The organism is Sagittula salina (assembly GCF_017813235.1).
GTDB classification, from domain to species: Bacteria; Pseudomonadota; Alphaproteobacteria; order Rhodobacterales; family Rhodobacteraceae; genus Sagittula; species Sagittula salina.
The window spans coordinates 42,334-55,098 of sequence record NZ_JAGISH010000020.1 but is presented as its reverse complement, the minus strand read 5'-3'; the positions used below and the strand labels follow the sequence as shown (position 1 = coordinate 55,098).

Genomic DNA, 12,765 nt, shown 5'->3' with positions numbered 1-12,765 from the left:
CCGACGTTGCGCCGTTCTGCGTCACGGTGCCGGTGATGTTGGCGCCGATGTCCGCGTTGGTCGAGGCCGTCACGAGGTTGCCGGTCAGCGCCGCGTTCTGGTCATAGACCCCAGCCGCCGCCACGGTCACATCCGACGACAGCGCCGCATTGATGGTCAGCGTACCCGCGTCGATGGTCGTGCCACCGGAAACGGAGGACGCGCCGTCCACCGTCAGCGTCGCGCCGGCGTTGGTGTTCTGCACGAGGCTGCCGGTCACCGCTCCGGCCAGCGTCGCCGTGCCGGTGTTGGTGATCGTCTGCCCGCCCAGCACGGCGGCGTTGATATCCAGCGTGCCCGCGTTGCTCGAAGCCGCGCCCAGTGTCGTGGCCGCGTTGATCTCAAGCTCGCCGCCCGCGACGGCAAAGCCCGACGTCATCGTCGTCGCCGCCCCGGTCCGGAAGATCCCGTCGTTGATCGTCACCAGCCCCGAAATGGTGGAGGCGCCATCGACATCCGTCACCGACGTTGCGCCGTTCTGCGTCACGGTGCCGGTGATGTTGGCGCCGATATCCGCGTTGGTCGAGGCCGTCACGAGGTTGCCGGTCAGCGCCGCGTTCTGGTCATAGACCCCAGCCGCCGCCACGGTCACATCCGACGACAGCGCCGCATTGATGGTCAGCGTACCCACGTCGATGGTCGTGCCACCGGAAACGGAGGACGCGCCGTCCACGGTGATCGTGCCCGCCGCAGTCTGGCCCAACGTACCGCCGATGTCGCCCGCCAGCGTGTTCAGGGCGCTGGTGCCGCCCTGGGTCACGTTGCCGGTGACTTCGGCCGTGCCGCCGAGACCGCCGTTGATGTCGAAGAAATCCGTGCCGGCGATCGTGACATTGCCCGCCACCTGCCCGTCGATCTCAAGCTCTCCGCCCGCGCCGGTCATCGCCACCGTCGCCGCCGTCAGCACCGCGCCGGACGCGATATCCACCGCCGGGGTCGCGCCATTCGCGGTGGAGGTCGAGGTCAGCGTACCGCCGTTCAGACTCAGCGAGCCAGCGTTGACGATCACCTGCCCCGCGCCGGTGTTGCTCAGGTCGTCGTTGCCCACGGCCGCGACTGTCCCCGCCGTCACGGTGATGGTGCCGGAGTTGGTGATCTGCGGGCTCGCCCCGCCGCCGTCCAGCGTGCCGCCATCGGCAAAGGTCACGCTGCCGGTGTTGTCCAGCGTTCCCGCCGCCTGCAGCGTACCTCCGGTGCCGAAGCTGACCGTTCCGCTGTTCGCCAGTCCCGCCGCGGAGGACAGCGTGCCCCCGGTGCCGAAGGCCAGCGTCGTGGCGTTCGACAACGCGCCCGTGTCGGAGGAGATCGTCACCCCGTTGCCCAGCACCGCCGTGGCGCCCGCGTCGATCTGCATCGTGCCCGCGTTGAAGGTCGTGCCATCCGCCATGTCAAGCGTCGCCGCGGCAAATACCTGCGCCCCGTTCGTCACGTCGAGACCCGCGTTCAGGTCCAGCGTGCCGTCCGCGACGCTCGCCGTGTTGCCGATCACACTGGTGCCGTCCACGGTCAGTGTCGCGCTGGTACCTGCCGCCATCGACAGCGTCCCGCCGACGTCGCCCGCCAGCGTCGAGGTCCCGGTAGCGGAGGCATCCAGCGTCAGGTTGCCGGTGATCTCCACCGAGGCATCGCCGGAGGTGCCGTTGATATCCATCGTGCCGTCGTTCGACAGCAGCACGTCTCCGACGACGCTGCCGCTGTCGGCAACCGTCAGCGTACCGCCGGTGCCTGCGTTGCCCACGGTCACGGCCCCGCCCGTCGCGGTGTAGCTCGCGCCCGCCAGGACGTTCAGCGCGCCGCCCGCGTCGACAAAGGTCGTCCCCGTCGATTGCGCCGCGCCGTCGACGTTCACCGCACCTGCACCGGTCATTGCCAGACCGCCGACGGTGCCCGCCAGCGTCGAGGTGCCCGTCCCGGCAGCCGTCACGGCCCCCGTGGCGCCGCCCGCGTTGATATCGAAGCTCGCCGTGCCATTCGTGGTCAGCCCGCCGGTCAGCGTGCCGTCAACCACGACCGCGCCGCCGCCGGTGCTGCCGGCCTCCACGTCGCTGGTCAGGTTCCCCGCCGCCGCGATGGTCAGCGTGCCGCCGTCCACGGTCGCGGGACCTCCGCCCACCGTCACCGCGCCATCCACGGTCACGCCACCGGCGTTGATGTCGAGCGCGCCGACATTGCCCGCGAGCGTCGAGGTCGTGGCGGTCGAGTCGTGGGTCAGCGTGCCGGTGATCGCCCCGCCTGCGTTCAGGTCGATCACGCCATTTCCCGCGCCGGTGGAGACCATGTTGACGTTACCGTCAAGCGTACCCGAAGACACGATCGTGCCGGCGGAGGAGTTCAGTGTCACGAAGTCGAGCGTCGATCCCGCGCCGACACTGATCGCCGTGGCCGAAGCGCTTTCGTTTGTCAGCGTGGCGATGCCGTTGACCGTGGTGGCGTTCACCAACAGAAGCTGGCCGTCGTCGAAACCGCTGGTCGTCGCGCTGAGGTTGTCGAAATCGTCGTCGCCGCCGGGCGTGCCGTCGCCCATGGTCACGGTGCCGCCGCCATCGGCGGTGATCGCGCCCGCGTTGAGGATTGTGCCGACGCCGTTTTCATCGTCATCGGCGTCGAACTCGATCGCGCCGCCGCCGGTGTTGAACGTCACAGTCGCGCCAGAGGCACCCAGGCCGACTTCGATGTTGCCGTTGTCGTTCAGCGTGTCGCCGTTGTTGTAGATCGCTGCGCCATTGATGACCGTGGTGTTGGTCGTTCCGACGATGGCATGACCGGTCACGCCGTCGGTCTGGAACACGCCGCCCGACTGCACGGTCAGGCTGTTGTAGCTCAGGTCCCCGGTCACCGTTACCGTCTGACCGGCATCGACGGTCAGGGTCCCGGATACCGTACCCTGCACGCTGCCGCCCGATCCGCCGAAGGCCACGTTGCTGTTCAGCTGCTGCCCCGAGGCGACGTTCAGCCCGCCGTCGTTGATCGTGGTCGTGCCCGAAATCGTCGAGGTCGTATTGACGTTCAGCGTGCCACCCGTGTTCTGGGTAAAGTTGGCGCTGACCGTCGCCCCCGACAGGTTCACCGTGCCCGCGCTGACGATCGTACCCATCGTCGGCGTGCCGGTGGTGTCCTGCTGCACGGTCAGCGTGGTACCGGTGACGTTCAGCGTCCCACCCGCAACCGACACGACGCCCGCGCCGCCGGTGTTCAACGCCACCGCGCTGCCACTCACGTCCAGCGTGCCGCCGGTGTTGATGGTGATGCCCTCGTCGCCGGAACCGTCGGAATCCGCCGTCAGCGTACCACCGGCCGAAAAGGTCAGCGATCCGCCGTTGTTGACGTTGATCGCGCCCGCATCTGTGATCGAGAAGCCCCCCGGTGCGTTCAGGGCGAACCCGAGGTTGAAGGTATTGCCCGTGCCGACAAACCCCGACCCTGTTCCCAGCGTGAAGGAGCCGCCATTCAGGTTGAAGGTCCCGGCCTGCAAGGTCGCGCCCGCGCCCAGCGTCAGCGCCCCTGCGTTGATCTCGAAGGTGTCCGTCACAATACCGGTGGTGCCCGCCCCGACCGTGACCCCGACCGCGCCCGCGTTTTGGGTAAAGCTTCCGTCCACCGTCGCGGCGGAGATATCGGCGCTTCCGGTGTTGGTGACATTGCCCGCGATGGTGCCATTCAGATCCAGCGTGCCACTGTTCGCCAGCCCGCCCGAGGCCGTCAGCGTCGTGCCGCTGGCAACCGTCAGCGTGCCTGCGCTGCTGGATGCATTGGTCAGTACGTGGCTGCCATCACCGGTATAGGCGATGGTCCCCGCCGTGTTGGTCAGCGTGCCGATCTGCGTGCCGAAGGTGCCGCTGGTGGCGGTGATCGTCGTCACCGCGGCGCCGTTGTTCTGGGACAGGGTACCGCTCACCCCATCGGTGCCGGTGCCGCCGCCGATGGTGTTGCCCGTGGCCGAGCTGGTGATGGCAACATCGCCCGTCACCATCCCGTTCAGGGCCAATTGCCCGGTGCCCGAGATCGTGGCACCGCTGGTCGCCGTCAGGGTCGCGCCGTCATCAACCTGCAGGCTGCCGCCGGAAACCGCGATCGCATGGTCCACCGTCGAAGCAGACTGCACCTGCGTCAGGCCCGCCGTCTGGTCGATCCCTGCCAAGAGCCGCCCGTTCAGGTTCACCGTGCCGCTGTTGTTGATGTCGTATGCTGTGACAGAGTTGCCGAAATCGGCCCCCACGTTCAATGTGCCGCTGTTCGTCACGTCCGCCCCGATGGAGGTGACCCCGTTGACGTTCACGGTGCCGCCGCTCGCGTTGGTCAGCGTGCCCAGGCTGGCGAAGTTCGCCGTCCCCGCCCCGGTGACGGTCACCGTGCCGCCCTGGTTGTTCATGCCATTGACGAAACCGCCGCGGTTCAACTCGACCGTGGCATTGACGTTGGTAACCGTCATGTTGTCGACATAGGCCGCGTTCGTGCCGTCGCCGACGCTGTGGGTGACCGTGTTCGTCCCGCCCAGCGAAACCCCGCCCAAAAGCTGTCCGTCCACGCCAAGCACCGCGCCGCCCGAAACGCTCAGGCCGCCGGTCGCGGTCAGGCTGCCGCCTGTCGCAACATCAAGGGTGCCAGCCGTCACGCTGGCCGCGTTGGTCACGCCGACGCTGCCGCCCACGGTCGTCGCGCCGCCGCTCTGGCCAAAGGTCGTGACGGTACCGCCGTTCAGCGCCGCCTCGCCCGCGGTCACACTCAGCGAGGACATGGTTCCGCCGCTCATCGTCACGTCGGTGCCGCCGCCGGTCACCCCGTTCAGTGCGACGGTCGCCATCTCGCCGCTGGTCAGCACCAGCGCGCCGCCACCCGAAACTGTTGTCGTGCCGCCGATCTCCGTGCCGCCGCCGTTGGCCCCGGCCACTTGCAGCGTACCACCGGTCACTGTCGTGCCGCCGGTGTATCCCATGACCGAGGTGACGGTGGTCGTACCTGTCCCCGACCGCGTCAATCCGCCGGTCCCGGTCACGGCCCCCGCGATTGTCCCGGAGGCGCTGCCACCGATGGTCACCCCGTTCGCACCCAGCGACACGGCTCCAAGGCCGCCGAGCGACAGGCTGCCCACCGTCTCGTTCGCTCCGAGGTTCAGACGCCCGTTGCCAACCGACACGCTGGCCGTATCGGAAATGGCGCTGCCTCCGTTCGCATTCACGACGCCGTCCATGTTCAGCGTCAGATCTCCCGCGGTCGATCCGTTGATGGTCAACGTGGCGGTGGACGTCGTGATACCGTCCCCGACGGTGAATCCGCCAGTGGTGGCGGTCAGTGTCTGCCCGGCGTTCACCGTCATCGTGCCGGCATCCAGCTGGACCGTTCCGGCGTTGGTCGACCCGCTGACCGTGGTGGTGCCCATGGACTGGCGGTATGTCCCGGTCACCGACCCACTCAGGTCCGTGGACCCGCTGGAAATAACCGCTCCGTCGACGGTCCCGTTGATCGTCGCCGTGCCGCTGGAGTTCACATCGCCGGTGACCGTGCCGTCCACCGTCAGCGTGCCGGTGTTGATCAGGTCCTGCCCGCCCGCCGTATTCAGCGCGGAGACATCCAGCGTATAGCCCGATGCCACTGTCACCGTGCCGTTCGTTGTGTTGCGCAAAGCGTTCGCGGTGCCACCGGTCGTTACCGTCACGGTGCCGCCCGCGCCGCCCGACAGGTTGAAACCGCCGTCGTTCGTCAGATCGTCGCCCGATCCGTCGCTGTCGACGGTCAGCGTGGCACTACCGGCAAAGCCCATGCTGCCACCGGTTTCGGTCTCGATGGCGTCGATGGCCGAAAGCGTGGCGCCGTCACCGAAGCTTACCGTGCCGGAGTTCAGGAAACTGTTGTGGTCGGCAAAGGTCCCGTCGGTGCCCGGCACGTTCAGCGCCAGCGTGGCGCCGTCAGCCAGATTCAGCGCGGCGTTGTTGTCAAAGGAGGACGCATTCAGCGTCTGGCCCGCGGCAATGTTGACGGTGCCGTTGTTCTCTACGTCGAAGACAGCGTTCGACGGATCGCCCGCCGTCGATGTGGTGCCGACCGCCATGATTCCCGAGGCTTCGACCAGCACATCAAGCGACGTCGTGGCCGAGGTGAAGTTCGTGGTACCGCCGGTGATGGTGAACCGCGTGGACGGCAGGCCGGTGACCGTCCCCGTCACGGTGCCGCCGCTCGACACGTAGTTGTCCAGGGCCAGATTCAGTACCCGCGTGCCCGCGCCGCCGTTCAGATCGCCGGAATGGGTGAAGGTACCCGTGGTGTTTGTCAGCGTCACGGTGGTGCCGTCCACGCTGGCGGTATTGGTGATGGCCCCGGACTGCGCCACGTTGCCATCGACAGAGATATCGCCCGTCAGGTTCAGTTCGCCGGTCAGCGTCATGTTGCCGCTCACGGCCGCCCCGCCGCCCATGGTCAGCGTTCCGCCGGCATTCACCGTAACGTCGCCGGTCACCGTGCCGCCGAGGATCTGGCTCGTGGTGCCGGAGATATCGAGGTTGGCGTTGACGGCACCCGCGCTCAGCAACGAGGCGGTCGAAGCAACAGTCAGTGTCCCCGCCGGGGTCGGCAGGATCGGCAGTCCGGTGGACACAGTCAGCGTGCCGCCGGACTTCACGTCCAGAACGGAACTCCCGGACACACCCATCGTTGCGGCGTTCCACCCCAGCGTGCCACCGTTCGACACCTCCAGCGTTCCGGTGGTGTGCGCGATGGATGTGGTGATCAGCGTCTGCCCCACGGCTGTGGTGCCGCCCTGCACGTTGATCGTGCCGCTGTAGCTGCCGCCAGCAAGTTCGGTCCGCCCGGCGGTGGTGGTTACATCACCAAAGGTTCCCCCGGCCAGCCGCAGGAGGCCAAGTCCCGCGTTGGTGGTGCTGCCAGTGTTGCCACTGTTCAGGATGATCGTGCCACCGTTATCGGAGGCCGGCGCACCGGCTGTGCGCGTCCCTCCCATGGTCCCCACGGTCAGGTTTGCGCTGATGCTGCTGTTTATGGTTGCCGTGGCTCCGGTGTCCGCCGTCATGCCGTTGGCCACCTGGAAGGCATCGCCGAGGACGGTGAAATCGTTACTGAACAGCACCGTGTTGGCGTTGGGTGTGCCGTTGACATTGTCGACCGTCACCGTACCTGTCGCGCCCTCGAAAGTAACGTCGTCCAGATTCGCGAAAATATCGTCGGCAAGGGGAATTGTCACATTCAGGAAATTGAACGGTGCTTGATTAACGGCCCAGACCCCGCTGCCCCCGTTGCCCGCGGTGTCGGTCGTGTTGTTGATCGTGCCGGGATCCCAACGCAGGTCGAAGCTCTGCGCCCCCGCCCCGCTGCCAATTACCAGTGCCGTACCGCAGGCCAGTACAAAGATCAGTTCCGTGGCGCGCCCCAGCCGGCAATGACCGGTGAGCGACCGCTGGCGAATTCCAACCTGGTGGCGAGAGGTGACGGTATCAAACATGGCGTCAGACTTTCCTTGTTCGGCGAGGAGTTGCGGACCCGCTCGGTGTAATGCATGCGACAGGGGCGTTCGGCGAAACAGGCACTCGGGCAACACCGACCCAAAGGTCGTATTGCTGCGAGGACTGCTTCCGGCTGCAGGCGCGTTCCGGCAAAATTGGACACCCGTTGCATTGGTAAATATATCTTTTGAAGGTATGCGGGTCCGGACCTGCTGCTGTCAAAAACTTTCGAAAGAGTTAATGGAATAAACGCAGGTTGGGTGTGGCCCTTTGGCCGATCCTGCACGGTGCCTGCCCTGGCGGCCTGCCGGATCCGCAGATGTCGCGGTCGGGGGCGTCCAGATGACGACATGTGGAGGACACCTGGACCACATCTGAACGGCATTGGGAAAAAATGCTTGTGCGAATCCGGGGTTGCGGGCATTTACTTACGAAATTGAGCGAAAAATACGCCGCGCGGCGTAACTAACGCTTCGGAACCGGCGCAACAGACCGCCGGACGGGGCGCTGGGTTCTGGAGCTGAATGCGCAGGTGGCTATCATGGCGGTTATCATGGCAGCCTCGGAGCTTCCGGCAACAAAGCATCCAGCCAGATGGCGGCGCGGCACGAATGAGGGCAGAGGGCGGTGGCACACGTCAAGCAGAGGATCGACCTTCTGGTCGGCGATCACGCACAGAAGCTGTCGGAACGGCTTCAGGCGCATCGGGAACAGCTGTTCCCGCCGCACGCGCGCAAGTCGCTGCGCAAGTTCACCTCCGGTGAGGTCGCCAAGCTGCTGGGCGTAAAGGACGCCTACCTCCGTAAACTCAGCCTCGACGGCAAGGGCCCGCAGCCCGAGACCGGCCCGGGCGGGCGCAGGCTGTATTCCCCGCAGGAAATCCTCGATCTGCGGCACCTGCTGGAAAAAGGCGCCAAGGCACCGGGAACCTATCTGCCGGGGCGCAGGGTCTCCGCCACCGGAAGCCGGGAAGGGTCCCCCGACCACCTTCAGGTAATCTCTGTCATCAATTTCAAGGGCGGCTCGGGCAAGACCACCACCGCCGCACACCTGGCGCAGAAACTGGCGCTGGACGGCTACCGCACGCTGGTGGTGGACCTTGACCCGCAGGCATCGCTGTCGGCGTTACACGGTTACCAGCCGGAGTTCGACCTGCTCGATGGTGGCACGCTGTATGACGCAATCCGCTACGACGACCCGGTGCCGTTGAGCGCGGTGATCCAGAAGACGTATTTCCCCAACCTCGATATCGTGCCGGGCAACCTCGACCTCATGGAGTTCGAGCACGAAACCCCGCGCGCACTGGTCGGTGGCGGCGGCGAGATGTTCTTTACCCGTGTCGGCAACAAGCTGGCGGAAGTGGCGGACGATTACGACGTCGTGGTCTTTGACTGCCCGCCGCAGCTGGGCTTCCTAACCATGTCGGCGCTGTCTGCGGCAACGGCGGTTCTGGTGACGGTGCATCCGCAGATGCTCGATGTCATGTCCATGTGCCAGTTCCTGCTGATGACCTCGAACCTGCTGGGCGTGGTGGCCGAGGCGGGCGGCGACATGTCCTACGACTGGCTGCGCTACGTGGTGACCCGCTACGAACCCGGCGACGGGCCGCAGAACCAGATGGTCAGCTTCATGCGCGCCATGTTCGGGGAGCACGTTCTGAACCACCCGGTGCTGAAATCCACCGCAATTTCCGACGCGGGGCTGACGAAACAGACGCTGTACGAGGTCGAGCGCAGCCAGTTCACGCGGGCGACCTACGACCGGGCAATGGAAAGCCTGAACCTGGTCAACGAGGAGATCGAAGGGCTGATTCAGGCGGCCTGGGGTCGCTGAAGGAGGGGACGATGGCACGCAAGAACCTTTTGGCCGGGCTGATGGACGAAGCCAAGGCAGCGTCTTCGGAGGAAAAGCCCCGCGCGGAGCCGCGCTATTCCAAGGGCGCCATCGGTGCGGTCAGCCAGCAGATCGCGGAATTGAAGGCGCGCTCTGTCATGGAACTGGCCGCCGATGCGATCCGGGCAGGCGGCCTGGAAGACCGGCTGGAACAGGACGAGGCCTCGCACCGTGCGCTGATGGCCTCGCTCAGCGAATACGGTCAACAGGTGCCGGTTCTGGTACGCCCCGACCCGGAAGAGGAAGGCACCTACCAGATCGTCTACGGGCGGCGGCGCGTGGCCGCGCTGCGCGACCTCGGCCTGCCGGTAAAGGCGCTGATCCGCGATCTCGACGACGCGGCGGCGATCATGGCGCAGGGGCAGGAGAACTCTGCCCGGCGCGATCTTTCCTTTATCGAGCGGGTGAATTTCGCGCGCCAGATGGTCGCGGCGGGCTACGAACGGAAGGCAATCGCGGATGCTCTGTCTACCGACAAGACATTGATTTCCCGGATGCTTTCTGTGGCGGATACGGTCCCCGTCTCGGTCATCGAACGCATCGGAGCGGCACCGGGCATCGGGCGCGACCGCTGGCTGGCCTTCGCCAGGGCCTGGGAGGCGACTGGCTGGGACGAGGTGACCGGCGTGCGCATGGTGGAATCGATGGACGCGCCCACCTCTGACGCGCGGTTCGACGCCCTGATGGCCTGGATGGAAAAGCACCATACCGGCCGCGTCACCGCCGCGCCGAAGGCCGTGAAGCCGCTGCAGACATTCCATCAGGCTGCGCCGGGGAAGCTTCTGGCAAAGGTGACCCGCGGCAAGGAGCGCATGAAGATCGAGGTTCAGGTGAAGAACGCGGAGGGGTTCGACCTCTGGCTTGAGCAGAACCTCGAAGAAATTTTTCGCGACTACAAGTCCCGCAAGGACGATAGCGCGGAGTGAGCGAGGCCCCTGCCCCAGCGGTGGAGGTCTGACAGGAAGAGCAGTGGAAAAGGAGGCACGCGAAGGCAGACAGTAAAAGAAAAGCCCCCCAAGACGCAGTCCCGGAAGGCTTCCCTCTGATGTAGCAATCTCAGGATAGCCGGGCAAGTTGACAGCTGTCAACAGCTGCCGATTCGGCGGGCGGGAAATCTTTTGCGATTTGTCCCGTGACAGGATCATGGAAAGATTGACAGTGACGCCCTTTGGGCGGCAGGCGATGACGGCTGGGCTGCTGGCATCGCAAGCGGCGGCCTGTGCGCCCGCCGAGTGGAAAAGCGTAGGTAAGTGGGAAATCTTCCGCGCACTCCGTACCGGACGGCTGGCCTGGGGCGTGAGCGACCGCGATTTGACCGTGCTGAACGCGCTACTCACGTTTCTGCCGGCGGATCGGCTGGAGGATGACGCCGCGCTCGTGGTCTACCCATCGAACCGCGTGCTTGCCGAAAGGGCGCATGGCATGGCAGAAAGCACGCTACGCCGACATCTGGCTGCGCTGGTGAAGACCGGGCTGATCTGCCGCCATGACAGCCCGAACGGCAAGCGCTACGCGCGGCGGAACCGGGCAGGCGAGGTCATTTCCGCCTTTGGCTTTGACCTCCGGCCGCTACTGGTCCGCGCGCCTGAAATCGTTACCGCAGCGGAAAGCGCGCAAGCGGAGGCCGAGACATTACGCCTTTTGCGGGAGCGTGTGGTTCTCGCCTGCCGCGATGCGGTGAAGCTTCTCCTCCATGGGCGCGACGCGGGGCTGCCGGGAACATGGGACGCTTGGGACGATGCCCTGCGACTGATCCAGCGTGCCCTCCGGCGCAAGCTCGACAGGAATAACCTCGCGGCACTGGAAACCGCGACCCGCGACGTTCTGGAAGCGGTCACAAGCGCCCTTACGTCAGCAGACGAAACGGTGGAAAACGCAGTGAGACCACAGATTGACACGGTGAAAGTGAGCGGCAGGGACGCCGAAAATGAGCGGCACCTACAGAATTCAGATAAAGATAACCTTGAATCTGAACCCGGCTGTGAACACCACGTGCAAGAGCACGTGATTGACAAGCCCAGAGCCAAGATACCACCGGTCCCCCTGCCTCTCATCCTGACAGCCTGCCCCGATATAGCGTCTTTCAGTCCGGGCTCCATCAAGGACTGGCCCGACCTGATTGCCGCCGGAGAACGGCTGCACCGAATGCTCGGCATCGACGGGACGGTGTGGCGCAGCGCTCTCCGGGTGATGGGAGCCTGTGACGCAGCCGTTACGTTGGCCTGCATGGTACAGCGGGCCGGGCAGATCCAATCCCCCGGCGCCTATCTCCGTAGCCTGACGCTCAAGGCCGCGAACGGGGCGTTTTCCACTGGCCCGATGGTGATGGCGTTGTTGAATACAAAGGCGGGGCAGGCGGCTTGATCCTGCCCGCTGTCACCTGCGGGACACGCCATAGGAGATCACTCAGACGGGTGCAGGGCCGCAAGCCCTTCACGCAAGCCCTCCATGGAGAAACGGAACACGATCGGATCCATTCCCAGCCGGGGGCGGAAGCTGCCGAGAACCGCACCGTTGTCGAGTTCAAGTTCGTCCAGCATCTCGCTGTCGACCTCACGCATGGCCTCGCAGATCTTGCCCTGACAGGACTGCCATACGAAGGGCACGGCCTCGTCCTTTGCCTCGGCACGAATGGCGAAACCGGAGGGGAGGTAGGCGCCCATGGGCACCCGCGCGGCGAGGTACATCTTTTGCCCGTCCGCTGACCAGAAAGCCATCATCTGCGCAATGAATGCCTGATCGGTGTCACGGCTCAGGGTCTGGTTCAACACGCACGCGGTGCGGTTCATGCCAAGCGCCTCACAAGCCACGGTCCAGGCGCCGAAGCTCTGTCGGTTGCTCACATCCTGCGCAAGGGCAGGGGAGCCGGCAACAGCAAGCCAGGCGGGCAGGGCGGTGACTAGGGCAAGCGCTCGATGAAACATGATCCGGACCTCAATGCATTGAAACGCCGCCCAAAGCAGGCGGCGATGACAGGGTGACCCGCGAGGTTGACAGCTGTCAACTCTGAGGCTGGTTTCAATGTCCGGCTACAAGGCGATCTTCACGAGGGGGTTGCCGGTCTGCATCTGTCCACCATGAGAACACAGGTCGGTAATCCGCATGACGGGCAGACCATTGATCCGCACGATCATCGAGCCCTTCACCATCGGGTCCGGCATCGGCACTGGCGGGGCGGCAGGCGGCAGGACCTGAACCATGCAGGTAGTCAGGCCAGAAACCACCGCGACAGGGCGCCCCATGATGCGCACATGGAACTGGCCGGGCACGACCACTGGGCCGCCAAAATGCTTCATCCCCGGACTCACCGGCGTCGGTGGCACGGTCATGTTGCACAGGTGCATGTCGCCAAGGCAGCAGACGGGTTGTCCCATGTTATCGC

General features: G+C 65.6%; 5 protein-coding genes and 1 pseudogene. 3 read left to right on the top strand and 3 right to left on the bottom strand.

Going from position 1 to position 12,765, the window contains the following annotated elements; translation table 11 throughout:
* Window positions 1-7,489: pseudogene (locus tag J5474_RS21245) on the bottom strand (S-layer family protein); the annotation flags it as partial.
* Window positions 7,490-8,117: 628 nt separating this feature from the next.
* Here J5474_RS21245 and repA point away from each other — a divergent pair.
* The 3 genes from repA to repC all read left to right on the top strand — a co-directional run bounded on the left by repA (window position 8,118) and on the right by repC (window position 11,747).
* The gene (gene repA, locus J5474_RS21240) at window positions 8,118-9,323 is read left to right on the top strand and encodes a plasmid partitioning protein RepA (RefSeq protein ID WP_209363861.1); all 1,206 of its coding nucleotides are present in this window, start codon (window positions 8,118-8,120) and stop codon (window positions 9,321-9,323) included.
* A gap of 11 nt (window positions 9,324-9,334) precedes the next feature.
* On the top strand, window positions 9,335-10,309 hold the full coding sequence (gene repB / locus J5474_RS21235; RefSeq protein ID WP_209363860.1) for a plasmid partitioning protein RepB: 975 nt from the start codon (window positions 9,335-9,337) through the stop codon (window positions 10,307-10,309).
* 217 nt (window positions 10,310-10,526) lie between these two features.
* The gene (gene repC / locus J5474_RS21230) at window positions 10,527-11,747 is read left to right on the top strand and encodes a plasmid replication protein RepC (protein WP_209363859.1); all 1,221 of its coding nucleotides are present in this window, start codon (window positions 10,527-10,529) and stop codon (window positions 11,745-11,747) included.
* 38 nt (window positions 11,748-11,785) lie between these two features.
* Here the strand turns inward: repC and J5474_RS21225 are convergent, their stop codons facing one another.
* Together J5474_RS21225 and J5474_RS21220 are read right to left on the bottom strand one after the other, a co-directional pair.
* On the bottom strand, window positions 11,786-12,307 hold the full coding sequence (locus J5474_RS21225; protein ID WP_280842543.1) for an invasion associated locus B family protein: 522 nt from the start codon (window positions 12,305-12,307) through the stop codon (window positions 11,786-11,788).
* Window positions 12,308-12,412: 105 nt separating this feature from the next.
* Window positions 12,413-12,757, bottom strand: a complete 345-nt coding sequence (locus tag J5474_RS21220; RefSeq protein ID WP_209363857.1) for a PAAR domain-containing protein — start codon at window positions 12,755-12,757, stop codon at window positions 12,413-12,415.
* Between the last annotated feature and the right edge of the window lie 8 nt (window positions 12,758-12,765).